Source organism: Streptomyces sp. NPDC102279 (genome assembly GCF_044766365.1).
GTDB lineage: Bacteria > Actinomycetota > Actinomycetes > Streptomycetales > Streptomycetaceae > Streptomyces.
In genome coordinates, this window is sequence record NZ_JBIWLU010000007.1 from 523382 (window position 1) to 542467 (window position 19086).

A 19086-nucleotide genomic window follows, 5' to 3' on the forward strand; every position below is an offset into this window, starting at 1 on the left:
GCCCGGACGCCATGACGGGGCCGGACGGCGTGCGGTCGGGCACCCGGGCGACGGTCGGTGTCGGGGAGGCGGGAGACTGGTCCCATGAGTGAGAGCACCGCCCCGTCGGTCACCGTGCTGCTGCGCGGTGGAGAAGTCCACAGCCCCGCAGACCCCTTCGCCACCGCCATGGTCGTCGAGCGCGGCCAAGTCGCCTGGGTCGGCTCGGAGGGAGCCGCCGACGCCTTCGCCGCCGGGGTCGACGAGGTCGTGGACCTGGAAGGCGCCCTGGTGACCCCGGCGTTCACCGACGCCCACGTGCACACCACCGCCACCGGCTTCGCGCTCACCGGCCTCGACCTGTCCGACGCGCCCTCCCTGGACGCCGCGCTGGCCCTCGTCCGCGACTTCGCCGCCGCGCGCCCCGCCGACCGGGTGCTGCTCGGCCACGGCTGGGACACCGCCCGCTGGCCCGGTGGCAGGCCCCCGACCCGCACCGAACTCGACGAGGCCGCCGGCGGACGCCCGCTCTACCTCTCCCGTATCGACGTGCACTCCGCCGTCGCCACCACCGCGCTCCTGGACCTGGTCCCCGGCGTCACCGCGCGCACCGGATACGTGCCGGACGGCCCGCTGACCGGAGACGCCCACCACGGGGTGCGTGCCGCGGCCCTCGGCGCGGTCGGCGGGGCCCAGCGCACCGAGGCCCAGCGGGCAGCCCTCGCCCACGCCGCCTCGCTCGGCATCGGTTCCGTGCACGAGTGCGGCGGCCCCGAGATCTCCTCCGAGGACGACTTCACCGGCCTGCTGCGGCTCGCCGCCGAGGAACTCGGCCCGCGTGTCGTCGGCTACTGGGCCGAGCGCGACGTCGACAAGGTGCGCGCCCTCGGCGCCCTCGGCGCGGCCGGCGACCTCTTCGTCGACGGCTCCCTCGGATCGCACACCGCCTGTCTGCACCGGCCCTACCTCGACGCGGACCACACCGGCGTCGCCCACCTCGACACGGACGCCGTCGCCGCGCACGTCGTGGCCTGCACCGAGGCGGGCCTCCAGGCGGGCTTCCACGCCATCGGGGACGCCGCGGTGGCCTCCGTGGTCGACGGCGTCCGCGCCGCCGCGGAGAAGGTCGGCCAGGCCCGCGTCCGCGCCGCCCGGCACCGCGTCGAACACGCCGAGATGCTCACCCCGGAGACCGTCGCGGGCTTCGCCGAACTGGGCCTCACCGCCTCCGTGCAGCCCGCCTTCGACGCGCTCTGGGGCGGCGAGGACGGCATGTACGCCCAGCGACTGGGCACCGAACGCGCCCGGACGCTCAACCCGTTCGCCGCCCTGCTGCGCACCGGCGTACCGTTGGCCTTCGGCTCCGACAGCCCGGTCACCCCGCTCGACCCCTGGGGCACCGTCCGCGCCGCGGCCTTCCACCGCACCCCCGAGCACCGGGTGTCGGTCCGCGCCGCCTTCACGGCTCACACCCGGGGTGGCTGGCGGGCCGTCGGACGGGACGACGGCGGTGTGCTGGTGCCCGGCGCGCCCGCCGACTACGCCGTGTGGCGCACCGCCGAGCTGGTCGTGCAGGCCCCCGACGACCGGGTCGCGCGCTGGTCCACCGACCCGCGTTCGGGCACCCCGGGACTGCCCGATCTGACCCCCGGGAACGACCTGCCCGTCTGTCTGCGCACCGTGGTCGGCGGACGGACGGTATTCGTACGGCCTAACGAGTGATGTCCCGGGGTCCCGCGGTCGCGATCACCGCCCGCCACCCCGTCGCGCGACCTGCGCATCCTCCGCACCGGCCAGGGGCGGGACGGAGAACGCGCAGCTCACAGGACGGTTGACAGCCGGCCGCAGCGGGCCGGTAGGTTCGGCCGCGTCCACCACCGGACGTCCGACCGGGGAGCTTCCGCGCTGCCTCGCAGTGCCGCTGGGTCAGGGGTGGTGCGCCGCACCGGCGCACGGCCACTGGCAGCCAGGCCCAGCGCCCGCGCAGCGAGGCGGGGGAACGTTCCGACAAGTCGGCAGGTGCGACCCGGGTGGGGCCCGGACGTTCAGTAGACAACGGCTTTCGGTCGACCCGCAGCCAGCGGGTCCCTGGTCGGCCCGAAGGGCGCCGGGCCCCGATCCGCAGACGCGACGGCACGTCCGCGCGACCCCTCCCCTCCGGCTCACCCGTATTCGACACCCCCGGACGAACGCTGCGTCACAGCAGTGCAGGCCGGGCGCATTATGGTGGTCCCCTGCGTACGGACGAAGGGGCAGCAGTGAACGACGGCGACGGGACCCTCGCGGCGGAAGCCCAGGGGAGGCGGTTCGGCCCGCTCGGCACGGCCTTGGTGATCATTCCGACCTACAACGAGGCGGAGAACATCAAGAAGATCGTCAGCCGGGTGCGAGCGGCCGTGCCGGAGGCGCACGTGCTGGTGGCGGACGACAACAGCCCCGACGGCACCGGCAAGCTGGCCGACGAGGTCGCCGCCGGTGACGAGAACGTCCAGGTGCTGCACCGCAAGGGCAAGGAGGGCCTCGGCGCCGCCTACCTCGCCGGCTTCCGGTGGGGCATCGAGCACGGTTACGGCGTGCTCATCGAGATGGACGCCGACGGCTCCCACCAGCCCGAGGAACTTCCGCGCCTGCTGACCGCCCTCAAGGGCGCCGACCTGGTGCTCGGTTCGCGCTGGGTGCCGGGCGGCCGGGTGGTGAACTGGCCGAAGTCCCGCGAGTTCATCTCGCGCGGCGGCAGCCTCTACTCCCGCGTCCTGCTCGACGTACCGATCCGCGACGTCACGGGCGGCTACCGCGCCTTCCGCCGGGAGACCCTCGAAGGCCTCGGCCTCGGCGAGGTCGCGTCCCAGGGCTACTGCTTCCAGGTCGACCTCGCCCGTCGCGCGGTGAGGGCCGGCTATCACGTCGTCGAGGTCCCGATCACCTTCGTCGAGCGCGAGCTGGGCGATTCCAAGATGAGCCGCGACATCCTCGTGGAGGCGCTGTGGCGCGTCACCACCTGGGGTGTGGGGGAACGCGTCGGACGGATCACGGGCCGCAAGCAGCCCTGAGAGCTCCGAACGGGTCGCACAGCGGGGATTGATCATCCGCTTATCCCGTACTGAGCCCGGCCCAGGCACACTGGGAGCATGACGACTGGCGCTCCGACCCCCACCCGCTCCGCACGGCCGCGGCGCTCGCGGCTGCGTACGTTCCTGCCGCTCGGCGTCGCGGTGTGGCTGGTGCTGGAGATCTGGCTGCTGGTGATGGTCGCTCGCGCCACCAGCGGCTTCCTCGTGTTCCTGCTGCTGGTGGGCGGGATCGTGCTCGGAGCCGTGGTGATCAAGCGGGCCGGCCGCCGCGCCTTCAGGAACCTCAGCCAGACACTGCAACAGCAGCAGAGCGGCGTCACGCCCACGACCGAGGGCGGCGGGGGCAACGGCATGATGATGCTCGGCGGCCTGCTCCTGATGATCCCGGGGCTGATCTCCGACGCGTTCGGCCTGCTCCTGCTGATCCCGCCGGTCCAGAAGCTCCTCAGCAGGTACGCGCAGAGCGCCCTCGACCGCACGATGGGCGCGGCCTCGGCCGGCACGGTCGGCGGCGCCTTCCAGCAGGCCCGGATGCACCGCCCCGACGGCAAGGTCGTCCAGGGCGAGGTCATCCACCACGACGAGCCGCGCGAACCCGGCGAGCAGTACCCGCCGCTGAACCGCTAGCGCCGCCGCTGAACCGCCGGGATCCGCCGGCTCCCCGGCCCGTGGCGCGCGCCTCCCCGGCCCGTGGCGCGCGGTACCTCCGGGACGCGGCAGCGGCTCCGCAGCGCCCGTACAGCGCTGGACCGCAGAGCTCGTACAACGCACGAGACCGCGGACCCCGTACATGACGTACGGTGCCCGCGGTCTCGTGTGTGCGTGGTATGCCGCTCGACCCCGGGGGGTCAGGCGGACTTGCGGCTGTCGCGCGGATGCACCGCGATGTTCATCGCGCCGGAACGCAGAACGGCCAGACGCTCCTCGAGGACCTCTTCGAGCTCCTCGCGAGTGCGCCGCTCCATCAGCATGTCCCAGTGCGTACGCGCGGGCTTGGCCTTCTTTTCCTCAGGGCCGTCGCCGTCGACCAGGAGTGCCTGGGCCCCGCAGACCTTGCACTCCCACTCCGCCGGAATTTCGGCCTCCACCGAGAAGGGCATCTCAAAACGATGTCCCTTCTCGCATGCGTACTCCACGGCCTGGCGCGGAGCCAGGTCGATGCCGCGGTCCGTCTCATAGCTGGTCACTACGAGGCGTGTGCCGCGAAGAGCTCGCTCACTCATGAATCGTGCCTCCCGGGCTTGTCGCCCACAGGACAGGTGTCGCTGTCGTCGTCATCCGGTCAACGTCCGGTCGGCGGTAAAGATTCCCGTTACGGGTCATGCGTCGCCGTCGTAGCCGCCCCTTGTTGTACCCACCGTCGCCCGGTTTGTCACATCTGGTATCAGATGTCACCCAACGCTTCAGTATCATTGACGCGCAGTAACGGTACGCCAGGCAGGCCAAACGCGTACACTACCGCTCTTTGGGCCCGGACGCTAAATCCTCTCGGGTACGGGATTGCCCGCGTCGCGGACCGCCTGCCGCACCTGGACCCTCGCGAGCAGCACGAAACCGATGACGAAGAAGGCCACCAGCGAGATGATCGCGTCCCGATAGCTGCCCGTCAGCTGGTAGGTCAACCCGAACAGCAGCGGGCCGAGCCAGCTCATTCCGCGGTCGCTCATCTCGTACGCGGAGAAGTACTCGGCCTCCTTGCCCTGCGGCACCAGGTGCGAGAACAGGGAGCGGGACAGGGCCTGACTGCCGCCCAGGACGAGACCGATGGCGGACGCGAGGACGAAGAACCACACGGGCGCGCCCGCCGGCAGGAAGTAACCGGCGCCGAGCGTGAGCGTCCAGGCGACGAGCGAACCGAGGATGGTGCGTTTCGCGCCGTACGTGCGGGCGAGCCGGCCCATCCCCAGTGCTCCTCCCACGGCCAGCACCTGGACCAGCAGGACGGCCACGATCAGGGTCGACTGGCTGAGCCCCAGTTCCTCGGAGCCGTAGACCGAGGCCTGGGAGATGACCGTCTGGATGCCGTCGTTGTAGATGAGGTAGGCGAGCAGGAACGACAGCGTCAGCGGCTTGCCGCGCATGTCGCGCACCGTGGCCGCCAGCTGCCGCCATCCGTGCGCGGACGGTTGTCCGGCGGACGGCGCACGGCGGTCCCGCAGCCGTTTCAGCGGGACGAGGGTGAAGGCGCCCCACCAGACGCCGGCCGAGGCGAGGCAGATGCGGACGGCCGTCGACTCGGAGACGCCGAAGCTGTCGTGGGCCGTGAACAGGATCAGGTTCGCGATCAGGACCAGTGAGCCCGCCGCGTACCCGAAGGCCCAGCCGCGGGACGAGACGGCGTCGCGCTCCTCCGGTGGGGCGATCTGTGGCAGATAGGAGTTGTAGACGACCATCGACACGGCCAGCGAGGCGTTCGCGACGATCAGCAGCAGGCCGCCCAGCAGATAGCGGTCGCCGTCCAGGAAGAACATGCCCGTGGTGGCCGCGGCGCCCAGGTAGGCCGCCGCCGCGAGCAGTGGCTTCTTGCGGCCGCTGCGGTCGGCGGCCGCCCCCGCGAGCGGCATCACGAAGATCGACACGATGACGGACGCCGAGACCGCGTACGCGAAGAAGGAACCGGCGCGGACCGGGATACCCAACGGGTGGACGAATCCGTCCGCGTCCGCCGCGTGCTTGGCCACGGCCGTCAGATAGGGGCCGAGGAACACGGTCAGCACACTCGTCGAGTAGACGGAGCACGCCCAGTCGTAGAAGTACCAGCCGCGTTGTTCGCGTCGGCGCTCGACGGCCTCGTCGGCCACCCCCGCCCGCACGGTGTCCGTGCTCACCCGTGCCCTCGTTTCCCCGTGAACGGACCGCGCGAGCAGGCTCAGAACCAGGTGCCCCGGTCTTCCAGGACCTTGCGCAGCGTGTCGATGTGATCGGTCATGATGCCATCGACTCCCAGGTCCAGGAGCCGGTGCATGCATTGCGGTTCGTTCACGGTCCAGACGTGGACCTGGAGCCCGCGCGCGTGGGCGGCGCGCACGAAGCGGCGGTCGACGACCGGCACACCGGACTGCGTCTCGGGGACCTGGGCCGCGATCGCCGAGCGGCGTACGGCGGCCGGGACACCCCACGAGCGCAGCCGCAGATTCAGTACCCCGCGGGTGCCGAAGGACGTCGCGAGCCGCGGTCCCGCCAGGTGCTGGGCGCGGACGACGCGCGCCTCGGAGAACGAGCCGACGCAGACCCGGTCCCAGGCGTCCGTGCGGCCGATCAGGTCCAGCAGCGGCAGGAGGGCCGGTTCGGCCTTCACGTCGACGTTCCAGCGCACCTCGGGGAACGTCTCGAGCAGCTCCTCGAAGAGGGGCACCGGCTCTCTGCCCGCCACGCGCGCGCGGCGCACGTCCTCCCAGGGGAGGTCGGCGATCCGGCCCGCGCCGTCCGTCACCCGGTCGAGGCTCACGTCGTGGAAGGCGACCAGCCTGCCGTCCGCCGTCGCGTGCACGTCGGTCTCGATGTAGCGGTACCCGGCGTTCACCGCCCGCCGGAACTGGGTCAGCGTGTTCTCCAGGCCGTCCGCCGAACCGCCCCGGTGGGCGAACGGGATCGGGCCGGGGTGGTCGAGGTACGGGTGCCGCATGCGCGTGCTCACCCGGGCAGTATGGCGCCCTCCGGTTGACCGGTGGCGACGGAGGCGCTGCCGGCCGGTGCCGGACGGGCGGCGAACACCCGCAGGAAGAGCTGGGCGAGGGGCCCGATGGCGACGGCGTACAGGACCGTGCCGACGCCCACCGTGCCGCCCAGCACGAAGCCGGTCGCGACGACGGCCACTTCGAGGGCCGTGCGGACCAGGCGCACCGAGCGGCCGGTGCGCCGGTGCAGTCCCGTCATCAGACCGTCCCGGGGTCCCGCGCCGAAGGCCGCCGCGATGTAGAGGCCGGTCGCCATGCCGTTCAACACCACACCCGCCAGCAGCAGGGGGATCCGTACGGCCAGGGAGTGCGTGTCCGGGAGGAGGGCGAGCGTGCCGTCCATGGCGATGCCGACCACGAAGACGTTGGACACCGTGCCGAGCCCGGGACGTTGGCGCAGCGGGATCCACAGCAGCAGTACGGCCGCGCCCACGATGATCGACACCACGCCGATCGTCAGACCGGTCAGCTCGGCCAGCCCCTGGTGCAGCACGTTCCACGGCTCCAGGCCCAGCCCCGCCTCCACGAGCAGCGCCGAACTCGCGCCGTAGAGGGCCAGGCCCGCGTAGAGCTGGACGAGGCGGCGGGGGAGCCGCCGGGATCCGGAGCGCACACCGGGACCGGGTGCCGAGTCCGGGATGGGTGCGGACTCGGAACGTGCGGTCATGGGATGCCCCCCGGTGGTGATAGTGGCCTGACCCATGACACTCTGTGGCGTGGGAAGTGGCCACATCCATGGCCAATTCGGGGAAGGTGGACTGGAATCATGGCGCAGTGGACTTCGGCGGTGGGGGCCGCGCAACTCGCCCGGCTCCTCAACTCCCAGCAGGAGCGCCCCGCGGGCCCCGGTACCCGGCGTCCGCCCGCCTACCGGGCGCTCGCCGACGGCGTCCGCCTGCTCGTGCTCGAAGGCCGGGTGCCGGTGGCCGCGCGGCTGCCCGCCGAGCGTGAGCTGGCACTGGCCCTGTCCGTCAGCCGTACGACCGTCGCCGCCGCCTACGAGGCGCTGCGGGCGGAGGGCTTCCTGGAGTCCCGTCGCGGAGCCGGCAGCTGGACCGCCGTGCCCGCAGGGAACCCGCTGCCCGCGCGCGGGCTGGAGCCGCTGCCGCCCGAGACCCTCGGGTCGATGATCGACCTCGGCTGCGCCGCCCTGCCCGCCCCCGAGCCGTGGCTGACGCGGGCCGTGCAGGGCGCGCTGGAGGAGCTGCCGCCGTACGCGCACACCCACGGCGACTACCCCGCCGGGCTGCCCGCGCTGCGCGCCACGCTCGCCGAGCGGTACACCGCGCGCGGGATCCCGACCATGCCCGAGCAGATCATGGTGACCACCGGCGCGATGGGCGCGATCGACGCGATCTGTCATCTGTTCGGGGGCCGCGGCGAGCGCATCGCCGTCGAGTCCCCCTCGTACGCCAACATCCTCCAGCTGATGCGCGAGGCAGGGGCCCGCCTGGTGCCCGTGGCGATGGCCGAGGGGCTCACCGGCTGGGACATGGACCGCTGGCGGCAGGTGCTGCGCGACGCGGCGCCCCGGCTCGCCTATGTGGTGGCCGACTTCCACAACCCGACCGGGGCGCTCGCGAGCGAGGAGCAGCGGCGCGGGCTGGTCGACGCGGCCCGTTCGGCGGGGACCGTGCTGGTCGTCGACGAGACGATGAGCGAACTCCACCTGGACGACGGTGTCGAGATGCCCCGGCCGGTGTGCGGTTTCGATCCGGCCGGGTCGACCGTGATCACCGTCGGTTCCGCGAGCAAGGCCTTCTGGGCGGGCATGCGGATCGGCTGGGTGCGGGCCGCTCCGGACGTCATCCGCTCCCTGGTCGCCGCGCGCGCCTACGCCGACCTGGGCACACCCGTGCTGGAACAGCTGGCCGTGAACTGGCTGCTCAGCACCGGAGGCTGGGAGGAGGCGGTGGGCATCCGCCGGACCCAGGCCCGCGAGAACCGCGACGCCCTCGTCACCGCGGTCCGCAGAGAACTGCCCGAGTGGGAGTTCTCGGTTCCGCGCGGCGGTCTGACCCTGTGGGTGCGCACGGGCGGGCTGTCCGGCTCGCGGCTCGCCGAGGTCGGCGAGCGGGTGGGTGTACGGGTCCCGTCCGGGCCCCGGTTCGGGGTGGACGGTGCCTTCGAGGGATACGTGCGGCTGCCCTTCACGGTGGGCGGCGCGGTCGCGGACGAGGCGGCGGTGCGGCTCGCCGCGGCGGCCCGCCTCGTGGAGACGGGCGTCAGAGGGGGCGACGACGGTCCGCGGACGTTCGTGGCCTAGCGGCGTGGGGCAGGCCGTCCTCGGCGGTCTGTCGCCTTCGATGACATGAGGGAGGGGCCGGAGCCCCGGCCGGGGCTCCGGCCCCTCCGTCGTACGGGGAGGCTCTCGGACCAGTCGTGCGCCGTGGGACGTGGCGGCCGGACCGTCCGAGGAGGATCTATCCCTCCGCGACGGCGACCCCGGCGATCTCGGCGACCCCGGCGACCTCGGAGGGCGCTGGCTCCGCATCCACCGGAGTGGTCCGCTCCGGAAGGAGGCCGAGCACCGCTCGCCGGTGCGTCTCGCTCGTCGCGTCGTCGTACGGGTCGGGTGTGGCCGGCACCTGGAGGCGCAGGACGGGTCCCGTGCCCAGCCGGGCGTAGCCGCGACCGGGCGGCACGTCGCGGGTCGGGGTGGTGTGCGGCGGGGCGCCCAGGATCATCTCCAGCTGACCGGCGGAGGCCGGACCGAGCACCACGCGCGCGCGTGTGTGCTGCCGTACCGCGTCGCTGAGGAAGTCGAGGTGCTCGAAGTGCTCGGCCACCACGACCGTGACACCCGCCGCACGGCCGTGCCGCAGCGGCACCTGGAGCAGCGACTGCGGGTCCGTGCGGCCGTCGGCGGTGGCCAGGTGGGCCAGCGCGGTGGGCCGGTCGACCAGGATCCACAGCGGGTTCTTGATGTCGTCGGGAGCGGGGTGTCCCGACTGGAGGGCGCGGTTCGCGGCGATCAGCCGCCGTTCCGTCTCGTGCGCCGCCCACTCCAGGCTCCCGAGCGCGCCGGCCGTTCCGCACTCGACGGCCAGGACGCCGTCCCGCCCGGTCAGGCACGCGTACTCGCCGGTGCCTCCGCCGTCGACGATGACGACATCGCCGTACTGGAGGGCCTGGAGGGCGATGGAGCGCATGAGCGTGGTCGTGCCGGTGCCCGGTTCGCCCGCGATCAGCAGGTGGGGTTCTGTCGAGCGGACGCCGGTGCGCCAGACGACCGGCGGGACGTCCCGCTGTTCCTCGCCGTAGGTGAGGGGGAGCGTGCGCTGGACGTCGGCCGGATCGGTGAAGCCGAGGACCGTCTCGCCGGGCGCGGTGACGAAGCGCTGGGCGGCGATGTCGGTGGGCAGCGGCGGCAGGACGGTGACCGTGAGTTCGTTGCCCTCCTCGTCCCACTCGAAGTGGTACTCGCGGCCGCGGCCCGACTTGGCGTGCAGGAGCTGCTCGATCCGCGCGCGGGCGTCCGGCTCGCCGTCGGTGAAGTACGCCGGATAGCGGATGAGGAGACGGGAGACCCGGCCGTCGTCGTCGAACTCGTACGAGCTGAAGGTCTTCTCCCAGTCGCCGCCGTGGGCGTAGAGGGGAGTGGGGTCCTCGGCCGCGGAGAAGTACGGCACGAGGGCCTCGTAGAGCGACTGGAGGCGTCCGGTCTGCGCCTCGTCGGGACCGGTCGGGGCCGACGGGGTGCGTTCCCGGCCGGTCCAGGCTGCCGCCGCCATCAGGCTGATGACGGCGAGCAGCGGTCCGTACGGCACCAGAGCCACCACCAGGATCACCGAGGCCACCAGGAACAGCAGCGGTCCGCGCCGGTCCTTGGGCGTGGCGGCCCACTTGCGCCGTCCGGCGGCTGCCAGCCGGCGCAGTCCACGAGTGACCGTGATCAGTGGATGGAGAACATCGGTGGCGCTGTCGGCTGCCGTCCGGGCCAGCTCCCGGCTCTTGGCGATCTGTGCGTTGCCGTTGACGAGGATGCGGGGGAGAGGGCGCCGAGCCACTGCTGTCTCCTGAAGGTGCGTACGAGATGGAGGGACGTCGTCAGAACTTGATCCCGCCGAGGAGGCCCGCCAGGCTCTCCCCGCCGGCCTTGATGCTCGGCGCGATGGCCGTGCTCGCGAGATAGAAGCCGAAGAGTGCGGCCACCAGAGCGTGCGACGCCTTCAGTCCGTCCTTCTTGAAGAACAGGAAGACGATGATGCCGAGAAGGACGACGCCTGACATGGACAGAATCATTTGAGCTCTCCTGGTTCGTGGGGACAGTCACCATGAGTTGTTCCAGGATCACAGCATGTATCCATACGATAAAAGGTGCAACTGGGTGAATTCCGGCTGTTTTCACTCGCGCGGTGGAGCTCGCTTGGGCCGCCTGAGCTGGTCTGTTGCGCCTTGCGCGCGCTTTGTGATCTTTGCCGCAGGTGGTGCCGGTCATGTGGCCGCGGAGCCAGTACCCTGTCGATTCACCCGAACGGTTGCACTGAGAGGCGGTCCGCCCCGATGAGTGAAGTCCCCGACCCCGAGGTCGTGGAGCTCGCGACCAAGATCTTCGATCTGGCGCGGCGCGGCGAGACGGACACGCTCGTGGCGTACGTGGACGCGGGCGTTCCGGCGAACCTCACCAACGACCGCGGCGACTCGCTGGTGATGCTCGCGGCGTACCACGGCCACGCGGAGGCGGTCCGTGCGCTGCTGGAGCGCGGCGCCGAGGCGGACCGCGTCAACGACCGCGGCCAGACCCCTCTCGCGGGGGCCGTCTTCAAGAGCGAGGAAGCGGTGATCCGGGTGCTCCTGGCCGCCGGTGCCGATCCGGCCGCGGGTACGCCCTCGGCGGTCGACACGGCCCGCATGTTCGCCAAGGCCGACCTGCTCGAACTGTTCGGCGCGCACTGACGCCGGCGCCCTGACCAGGCGTAACGCACGAAAAAAGGGAGGCGGAACGGGGCCGCCGGAAATACGGTCGCGGCAGGAAGAACTGCCGAGTCATCATGACGACGTGATTCACGGACGTGATGGCCGGGCAGATGTTGCCGCACCGCGCGGGCCGTGACGCGGCCCGCATGGGCCACCGACGAGAGGCAGAGGAAGATGGTCTACAGCAAGCAAGAGACGGCGGGCGCCCCGACGTGTTGTCACGCGGCCAGGTAATGCAGGATCCCGGTTGCGTCGACGCTTGATGTGAGGCTGTTTCCCATGTTCGATCCGGTCATAGCGCCCAGCGGTACGCTGCTCGGCCTGCTCCAGAGGGGCCGCGGCGACGGCACGCTGCACGCGCTCACCGCACCGCGGGCCGAAGCGCTCGCGGCGCTGAACCACTGTGTGCTGCGGGATCCCCGCCACGACTGGCAGGTGGAGAACCGCTCCCTGTACTACGCCCGTCTCTACCTCGATCTGGCCGGTGAGCTGGACGAGATCGAGCGGCACCTCTTCGACGCCGAGGACGTCCTCGACGACTGCGAGTCACGCACGGGGCTCTCCCTCGCGGTCCTCGGCCACCTCGCCTCCTACGGCAGGCCGGACGCGCTCGCGCTCTTGCGCAGGTACGCCGCCACCGGCAGCAACTGGGCGTGGGCCCTCGACGAACTCGCCCTGCGGGACGACGACGCCGGCCTGCGGGCGCTCGCCGCCCCGACCCTCGCGCGGTTCCCGTCCGACCCCGAGGGCGAGGCCGCGCTCACCACCGCCGTGCGCGACGCGTTCGAACCACGGCCCTGGCGGCTGTGGGCCGACGACCCGCGTCCCTCCGTCGCCGCACGCGTGCGTGCCGCCCAGGAAGCCGGGTCCTTCGACCGCTGGCAGCGCCAGATGCGACCGTCCGGGCCCCGCCCCGGCTGGAGCGTGCAAGCCGTCTTCGACTGGGCCCAGCAGGGCATCGACCGCGGAGCCGCGCTGCACGTGCCGGCCGCCCGCTGCCTGACCGCCGTCGCCGGTCCCGAGGACCGGCCCGAGATCGTCGAGGCGGCACGCCACGGCGCGGAGGGCGCGCGCTGCACGGCGCTGCGCTACCTGGCCGACGGCAACGACCCGGACGCCCTCGACCTGATCGAGGCAGCCGTGGCGAACGGCTCGACGGGCGTCACCGAGGCGGCCGTCGACGCCTTCGAACGGATGCGCAGCGTCGCCGCCGTCGACCGGGCCCGCGGCTGGGCACACCGGCCCGACTCACTCGGCGCCGCCGCCGGACGCGTCCTCGCCTGCCGCGGCGGAGCGCAGGACCGCGACCTGGTGCTGGGAGCCCTGCGCGAGGCCGTACGGGGCGAAGGGCCCGACGCGCCGACCCTGTGGACCCTCGTCGACGGCACCGGACGGCTCGGCATCGCCTGTGCCGCCCCCGTCCTGCGCCACATCTACCGGGAGACCGCCTCCTCGCACCTGCGCCAGCGGGCCGCCCGGGCCCTGGCCGTCACCGATCCCTCCTTCCCCGCCGGCTTCGCCGTCGAGTGCCTGTGGGACTGCGAGGAGACCACCCGGGAGACCGCCGCACGGCACGCCGAGACCGGCGACGCGCGCGTGGTGGACCAACTGCGCCGGCTGGCGGCGGATCCGGCCGAGGAGGCCGAGGTCCAGACAGCCGTCAGGAGCCGGATCGGGCCCGACATGCCCGCCGTATGAACGTTCGGTGGCCCGTGAGCCGGAGTCGCGTGGACAGGGTCTGACCTGGACGGGTGCGGAGCGCAACGCTCACGGGACGTTCACCGTTCGCAAAGATCGACGTTGACGCGGGCACGTCCAGTACGGCGAGAACACCCGTATGCGTGTCGTCATCGTGACCGAATCCTTTCCCCCCGATGTGAACGGCGTGGCCCACTGCGCCCTCCAGACCGCCCGGCACCTCGTCGATCGCGGTCACGCTCCCCTCGTCGTCGCCCCGGCCACCTCCGCCGGGAACGGACCCGACGCCCTCGCGCCGTGTCCCGTCGTCCGTGTCCCCTCCCTCCCGCTCCCGGGCTACCCCCAGGTCCGCGTCGCCCTCCCCAGCCGACGCGTCGCTTCGGCCATCACCGAGCACCGCGCGGACATCGTCCACCTGGCCAGCCCCTTCATCCTCGGCGTCCGCGGCATGGCGGCCGCCTCCCGGCTCGGCATCCCCGCCGTCGCCGTCTACCAGACCGATCTCGCCGGGTACGCCCGTACGTACATCAGCGCGGGCGAGGCCACCGCGTGGCGGCGCATCCGCTCCGTGCACGCCGCGGCCGACCTGACCCTCGCCCCGTCCAGCGCGGCCCTGTCCGACCTCGAGACGCACGGCGTGCCCCGCGTGCGGCTCTGGGCGCGCGGCGTCGACACGGCCCGCTTCCGGCCCGCTCTGCGGGACGAGACGCTCCGCCGCGAGCTGGCCCCGAACGGCGAGCTGATCGTCGGCTACGTCGGCCGGCTCGCCCCGGAGAAGCAGGTCGAGCTGCTCGCCGGGGTCTGCGCACTCGACGGCGTCCGTGTCGTCGTGGTCGGCGACGGGCCCAGTGAGACCACCCTGCGGGCCGCCCTCCCCGGCGCGGTCTTCCTCGGCCGGCGCACCGGTGACGACCTCGCGCGGATCTTCGCCTCCCTGGACGTCTTCGCGCACACGGGCCCCTTCGAGACCTTCTGCCAGACCGTGCAGGAGGCCATGGCCAGCGGGGTGCCCGTCGTGGCGCCCGCCGCCGGCGGACCGCTCGACCTGGTGGACCACGGCCGCACCGGGCTGCTCGTCCCGCCCCGCGACGCGGACGCCGTGCGGGACGCGGTGCTGACCCTGGCCGCCGACCCCGCGCTGCGGGCGGCCTACGGAGCCGCCGGTCACGGCATGGTCGAGGGCCGCACCTGGGCCGCGGTGGGCGACCAGCTCATCGGCCACTACGAGAACGTCCTGTCCGCACGGAAGCTGGTGGCGGCATGAGCCTCAGGATCGTACGACTCGCCAACTTCGTCGCCCCCGCCTCCGGCGGTCTGCGCACCGCCCTGCGGGAACTGGGCGCCGGTTACCTGGCGGCGGGCCACGACCCGGTGCTGGTCGTCCCCGGCGCGCGCGTGAGCGACCGCGAGACCGAGCAGGGACGCGTGATCACCCTGCCCGGCCCGCTGCTGCCCGGGACCGGCGGTTACCGCGTGCTGACCGACAGGCGCAGGGTGGCCGGGCTCCTGGAGTCGCTCGCCCCCGACCGCCTGGAGGTCTCGGACCGCACCACCCTGCGCTGGACCGGAGTCTGGGCCCGGCGCGCCCGGGTGCCCGCCGTCATGGTCTCCCACGAGACCGCCGACGGTGTCCTGCGGACCTGGGGACTGCCGGAGGGGATCGCCCGGCGGACCGCCGACGCCCTCAACGTCCGTACCGCGCACACCTATGCGCGCGTGGTGTGCACCACCGAGTTCGCCGAGCGCGAGTTCGTCCGCATCGGCGCCCGCAACGTCGTACGCGCCCCCCTGGGCGTCGACCTGGAGGGCCGCCACCCCGCCCTGCGCGACCCGGCACTGCGGGCCCGCCACGCGCGCGCGGACCAGATCCTGCTCGTCATGTGCTCCCGGCTCTCGGTGGAGAAGCGGCCCGGCACGGCGCTCGACGCCCTGGAAGCGCTGCTGCGGCGCGGACAGCGCGCCGTGCTCGTCGTCGCCGGGGACGGCCCGCTCAGGGCCCGGCTCGAACAGCGGGCCCGGGAACGGAGGCTGCCCGTCACCTTCCTCGGGCACGTCGCCGACCGCACCCTGCTCGGCTCGCTCCAGGCCTCGGCCGACGTGTGCCTGGCCCCGGGGCCCGCCGAGACGTTCGGGCTCGCCGCGCTGGAGGCCATGGCCTGCGGCACCCCCGTCGTCGCCAGCTCGCTCTCCGCCCTGCCCGAGGTGGTGGGCTCCGCCGGAGCCACCGCCGCGGACAGCGGGGACTCCTTCGCGGACGCGGTCGGGCTGTTGCTCGGCCGCGCCGAGAGCGAGCGCCGCCAGGCGGCACGCGCGCGTGCCGAGTGCTTCGGCTGGGACGCCGCCGTCGCGGGCTTCCTCGCCGCGCACGACGTCCCGGTCCCGGCCCCGCCCCGGCTCCAGGAACTCCAGGAGGGCGTGGCATGAGACCGCTTCGCTTCGTGGCCCTCGGAGACGCGCTCACGGAAGGCGTGGGCGACCCCGTGGGGGACCGGTGGCGGGGGTGGGCCGCGCTGCTCGCCCGCGGGCTCGCCCCGGTGGACGCCGCCGTGGAGTTCACCAACCTCGCGCTCAGCGGGGCGCAGACCCGGGACGTCCTGGAACGGCAGACCACGGAGGCGCTCGCGCTGCGGCCCGACGTCGTCTCCGTCGTCATCGGCGTCAACGACACCCTGCGGTGCACCTTCGACATCCACTCCGTCGCCGAACGGCTCGACACCGTCTACTCGGCGTTCCGCGCACGGGACACGCTCGTGATGACGGCCTGCCTGCCGGATCCGGGCTCGATGCTCGGACTGCCGGGGGCGCTCGCCCGTCCGCTGGCCCGGCGGCAGCGCGCGGTCAACACCGTCGTGCACGCGCTCTCCGAACGGCACGGCGCGCTGCATCTGCACGCCGCCGAGGAGGAGTGGCTGACCGACCGGGCGATGTGGAGCGCCGACCGGCTGCACCCGGGGGAGCGGGGGCACCGTCAACTCGCCCTGCGTTTCCACGCCCTGCTCGCCGAACGGGGCATCGCCACCGGGGCCGCGCCATCGGCGGAGCCGGAGTTCGCCGCCCCCACCCGCGCGGCGAGCCTCTGGTGGCTCGCCACCGCCGGAACGGGCTGGGTGGCAGGCCGGTGCACGGACCTGCTGCCCCAACTGCTCACCCTCGCCGCGTCGGAGGTGCGCCACCGGGCCCGGGGCACCAGCTCCCGCCTCGACCTCAGCGCGGCGCACGCCGTCTCCGCCGCGCTGGCCGCCCTGTCGGTGGCCGAACAACCGGACGCGGCATGACGGTCGGGCGGCCGCGTGCGGGACGTGCGGGCCGTCGCCGTCTCCGTGTCCCGCTCCAAGGCTTACCCGTTGGGGGCGGGGCTCAGCGGCGGCGCACCGCCACGAAACGGACCGGGGTACCGGGGACCGCCTGAGCGGCAGCGGGGAGGTCCGTCTCACGGACGACCGCGATCACCGGGTAGCCCCCTGTCGTCGGGTGGTCGGCGAGGAACACCAGCGGCCGTCCGTCGGGCGGCACCTGCACGGCGCCCAGCACCATTCCCTCACTGGGCAGTTCACCGGAAACGGCCCACTCCAGGGCGGGGCCTTGCGTGCGCAGCCCGATCCGGTTGCTCGCCGGCGACACCCGGTAGGAGCGGGTCGTCAGCGTCCGTACCGCCGAGTCCGTGAACCAGTCCTCGCGCGGGCCGGGCGTCACCCGCAGGACCAGTTCGGCGGGCGGGGCGGGGTGCGGAACGACGTCCACGCGCGCGTGCGGGACACCCGGGCACCCCAGCGGAAGCACCGTTCCGTCGGTCAGGGGGGCGGGGCCCAGCCCGGACAGGAGGTCGGTGGACCGGCTGCCGAGCACCGGATCGACCGCCACGCCACCGGACACGGCCACGTAGGAGCGCACTCCCGCGCGCGCGGGGCCGATGTCCAGAAGGGCGCCCGCCGGCACCCGGACGGACGCTCCCCAGCCGGCCGGACGTCCGTCCACCGTGACCGGACAGGGCGCTCCCGTCACCGCGACGATCACCGTCGAACGGGGGCGCAGGGAACAGCCGGTGAGCGTCGTCTCCAGCACGGCCGCCCCGGTGGCGTTGCCGACGAGCCGGTTGGCCAGCGCGGCCGCCGGGGCGTCGAGCGCCCCGGAGCGCGGTACGCCGAGGTGCGCGTGGCCGGGGCGCCCCTGGTCCTGGACGGTGGTCAGGGCTCCGGCCCGCACCACCGACAGGGCCCGGTCGCTCATGAGCCGTCCACCGGGACGAAGCGGACCCGTGTGCCCGGCGTCAACAGCGCCGCCGGCACGCGTGTGTGGTCCCACAGGACCGCGTCCGTCGTACCGATCAACTGCCAGCCACCCGGCGAACTGCGCGGATACACCCCTGTGTACGGGCCCGCGAGCGCCACGGAGCCCGCCGGAACCGCGGTCCTCGGAGTGGCCCGGCGCGGCACGTCGTACCGCTCCGGCAGCCCGGTCAGATATCCGAAGCCGGGCGCGAACCCGCAGAAGGCGACCCGGAACTCGGCGGCCGCGTGGACCGTCGGCACCTCGTGCGCCCGCACCCCCCACAGGGCCGCCACGTCCGCCAGATCGGGACCGTCGTAGCGTACGGGGATCTCGACGGCCTCCTCCGCGCGCGTGCCCAGCGGCGGGACCGCCCAGCGGGGCAGCCGCTCCGCCACCCGCGCCGGGTCGTCCAGACCGTCCAGGAGGACCGTGCGCGCCGCCGGGACTATCTCCCGCACCGCCAGGGAGCCCTCCGCACGGCGCCGCAGCAGCTCGGCGTGCAGCGCCTGGGCCGCCTCGCCCGAGGAGACCTCGACGAGCAGGGCCCGGTCCCCGACGGGAAGGACCCTCGTACCGGCCGGCACGGCCGCCGATGTCGTGCGGTGCCCCGCGGGGGCGTCGTCCCCCGAAGGCGCCCGGGCCGCCCCGTGGTCGGCCCGGGCGCCGGTACGGGGGGATACCGACGGTGTCGTGTGACCCGTCGCGCGAGCCGTCATACGAACGCCTCCACGCGCACGCCCGAGGACTCCAGCCGCTCGCGCACCCGGCGGGCCAGGCCGACCGCGCCCGGAGTGTCCCCGTGCAGGCACAGGGAGCGGGCGCGGACCGGGACGCGTTCCCCGGAGCGGGCCGTGACCACCCCGGACCGGGCCAGTCCCAGTGAGCGTTCGACGACCGCCTCGGCGTCCGTGATCACCGAGCCCTCCTCGGTGCGCGGCACGAGTGTGCCCTCCGGCGTGTAGGCGCGGTCCGCGAACGCCTCGGTGACGACGGGCAGTCCGGCCCGCTCGGCCATCTTCAGGAACAGCGAGGACGGCAGCCCGAGGACGGGCAGACCGGCACCCGCGAGCACGACGCCCTCCACGACCGCCGCGGCCTGCTCCTCGTCGCGCACGATCCGGTTGTAGAGCGCGCCGTGCGGCTTCACGTACGCGACCCGCGAGCCCGCCGCGCGCGCGAACACCTCCAAAGCGCCGATCTGGTAGGCGACTTCGGCCGCCAGTTCGTCGGACGGCACGTCCATCGCGCGCCGCCCGAACCCCGCCAGGTCCCGGTAGGAGACCTGGGCGCCGATCCGTACCCCCCGCTCCGCGGCCAGTTCGCACACCCGCCGCATGGTGGCCGGGTCCCCGGCGTGGAAACCGCAGGCCACGTTGGCGCTGGTGACGACGGACAGCAGCTGTTCGTCGTCGGTCAGCCGCCAGCGGCCGAAGCCCTCGCCGAGATCGGCGTTGAGATCGATCCGGGTCATG

Annotated in this window: 18 protein-coding genes; 9 read left to right on the top strand and 9 right to left on the bottom strand. The window is 73.4% G+C overall.

What is annotated here, in order from left to right; translation table 11 throughout:
- Nucleotides 1–84 precede the first annotated feature (84 nt).
- The 3 genes from ACIRQH_RS20970 to fxsA all read left to right on the top strand — a co-directional run bounded on the left by ACIRQH_RS20970 (nucleotide 85) and on the right by fxsA (nucleotide 3677).
- The gene (locus tag ACIRQH_RS20970) at nucleotides 85–1701 is read left to right on the top strand and encodes an amidohydrolase (protein WP_404226779.1); all 1617 of its coding nucleotides are present in this window, start codon (nucleotides 85–87) and stop codon (nucleotides 1699–1701) included.
- Nucleotides 1702–2237: 536 nt separating this feature from the next.
- Nucleotides 2238–3029, top strand: a complete 792-nt coding sequence (locus ACIRQH_RS20975; RefSeq protein ID WP_355866308.1) for a polyprenol monophosphomannose synthase — start codon at nucleotides 2238–2240, stop codon at nucleotides 3027–3029.
- A gap of 78 nt (nucleotides 3030–3107) precedes the next feature.
- Nucleotides 3108–3677 (top strand): FxsA family membrane protein, encoded by a 570-nt coding sequence (gene fxsA / locus ACIRQH_RS20980; protein ID WP_358820021.1) that lies wholly within the window; start codon nucleotides 3108–3110, stop codon nucleotides 3675–3677.
- Between the two features lie 221 nt (nucleotides 3678–3898).
- Here the strand turns inward: fxsA and ACIRQH_RS20985 are convergent, their stop codons facing one another.
- From ACIRQH_RS20985 to ACIRQH_RS21000, 4 genes are all read right to left on the bottom strand, one after another.
- Nucleotides 3899–4273 (bottom strand): RNA polymerase-binding protein RbpA, encoded by a 375-nt coding sequence (locus tag ACIRQH_RS20985; protein ID WP_081223278.1) that lies wholly within the window; start codon nucleotides 4271–4273, stop codon nucleotides 3899–3901.
- A gap of 255 nt (nucleotides 4274–4528) precedes the next feature.
- Nucleotides 4529–5878 (bottom strand): MFS transporter, encoded by a 1350-nt coding sequence (locus ACIRQH_RS20990; RefSeq protein WP_388930449.1) that lies wholly within the window; start codon nucleotides 5876–5878, stop codon nucleotides 4529–4531.
- A gap of 41 nt (nucleotides 5879–5919) precedes the next feature.
- Nucleotides 5920–6687, bottom strand: coding sequence for a glycerophosphodiester phosphodiesterase (locus ACIRQH_RS20995; protein WP_404226780.1), 768 nt, complete (start codon nucleotides 6685–6687; stop codon nucleotides 5920–5922).
- Entirely contained in the window at nucleotides 6684–7394 is a 711-nt protein-coding gene (locus tag ACIRQH_RS21000; RefSeq protein WP_388930451.1) for a YitT family protein, read from the bottom strand. The genes ACIRQH_RS20995 and ACIRQH_RS21000 overlap by 4 nt, the downstream gene beginning before the upstream one ends.
- A 99-nt stretch (nucleotides 7395–7493) precedes the next feature.
- Here ACIRQH_RS21000 and ACIRQH_RS21005 point away from each other — a divergent pair, with 99 nt between their 5' ends.
- On the top strand, nucleotides 7494–8993 hold the full coding sequence (locus ACIRQH_RS21005; RefSeq protein ID WP_388876290.1) for a PLP-dependent aminotransferase family protein: 1500 nt from the start codon (nucleotides 7494–7496) through the stop codon (nucleotides 8991–8993).
- A 157-nt stretch (nucleotides 8994–9150) separates the two neighbouring features.
- Here the strand turns inward: ACIRQH_RS21005 and ACIRQH_RS21010 are convergent, their stop codons facing one another.
- Together ACIRQH_RS21010 and ACIRQH_RS21015 are read right to left on the bottom strand one after the other, a co-directional pair.
- A complete protein-coding gene (locus ACIRQH_RS21010; RefSeq protein WP_404226781.1) occupies nucleotides 9151–10737 on the bottom strand; it encodes an ATP-binding protein in 1587 nt (528 codons plus the stop codon).
- A 40-nt stretch (nucleotides 10738–10777) separates the two neighbouring features.
- Complete coding sequence (locus ACIRQH_RS21015) at nucleotides 10778–10972, bottom strand: hypothetical protein (protein WP_037621052.1); 195 nt, start codon at nucleotides 10970–10972, stop codon at nucleotides 10778–10780.
- A 261-nt stretch (nucleotides 10973–11233) separates the two neighbouring features.
- On the opposite strand from ACIRQH_RS21015, the gene ACIRQH_RS21020 reads away from it, so the two are divergent.
- The 5 genes from ACIRQH_RS21020 (at nucleotide 11234) to ACIRQH_RS21040 (ending at nucleotide 16620) form a co-directional block, all read left to right on the top strand.
- On the top strand, nucleotides 11234–11626 hold the full coding sequence (locus ACIRQH_RS21020; protein WP_404226782.1) for an ankyrin repeat domain-containing protein: 393 nt from the start codon (nucleotides 11234–11236) through the stop codon (nucleotides 11624–11626).
- Nucleotides 11627–11926: 300 nt separating this feature from the next.
- Entirely contained in the window at nucleotides 11927–13345 is a 1419-nt protein-coding gene (locus ACIRQH_RS21025; protein WP_388930454.1) for a HEAT repeat domain-containing protein, read from the top strand.
- A gap of 139 nt (nucleotides 13346–13484) precedes the next feature.
- Nucleotides 13485–14609, top strand: coding sequence for a glycosyltransferase family 4 protein (locus ACIRQH_RS21030; RefSeq protein ID WP_388930455.1), 1125 nt, complete (start codon nucleotides 13485–13487; stop codon nucleotides 14607–14609).
- The gene (locus tag ACIRQH_RS21035) at nucleotides 14606–15769 is read left to right on the top strand and encodes a glycosyltransferase (RefSeq protein ID WP_388876275.1); all 1164 of its coding nucleotides are present in this window, start codon (nucleotides 14606–14608) and stop codon (nucleotides 15767–15769) included. The genes ACIRQH_RS21030 and ACIRQH_RS21035 overlap by 4 nt, the downstream gene beginning before the upstream one ends.
- On the top strand, nucleotides 15766–16620 hold the full coding sequence (locus tag ACIRQH_RS21040; RefSeq protein ID WP_404226783.1) for an SGNH/GDSL hydrolase family protein: 855 nt from the start codon (nucleotides 15766–15768) through the stop codon (nucleotides 16618–16620). The genes ACIRQH_RS21035 and ACIRQH_RS21040 overlap by 4 nt, the downstream gene beginning before the upstream one ends.
- 82 nt (nucleotides 16621–16702) lie before the next feature.
- Here ACIRQH_RS21040 and ACIRQH_RS21045 read toward each other — a convergent pair whose 3' ends face one another.
- The 3 genes from ACIRQH_RS21045 to ACIRQH_RS21055 are packed head-to-tail and all read right to left on the bottom strand — an operon-like array spanning nucleotide 16703 to nucleotide 19085.
- Nucleotides 16703–17572 carry a biotin-dependent carboxyltransferase family protein gene (locus ACIRQH_RS21045; protein ID WP_388876269.1) on the bottom strand — a complete coding sequence of 290 codons (870 nt, stop codon included), beginning with the start codon at nucleotides 17570–17572 and terminating at the stop codon, nucleotides 16703–16705.
- Complete coding sequence (locus tag ACIRQH_RS21050; RefSeq protein WP_388930461.1) at nucleotides 17569–18330, bottom strand: allophanate hydrolase subunit 1; 762 nt, start codon at nucleotides 18328–18330, stop codon at nucleotides 17569–17571. Before ACIRQH_RS21050 ends, ACIRQH_RS21045 begins: the two co-directional genes overlap by 4 nt.
- The gene (locus tag ACIRQH_RS21055) at nucleotides 18327–19085 is read right to left on the bottom strand and encodes a 5-oxoprolinase subunit PxpA (protein WP_358821020.1); all 759 of its coding nucleotides are present in this window, start codon (nucleotides 19083–19085) and stop codon (nucleotides 18327–18329) included. Before ACIRQH_RS21055 ends, ACIRQH_RS21050 begins: the two co-directional genes overlap by 4 nt.
- Nucleotide 19086 lies beyond the last annotated feature (1 nt).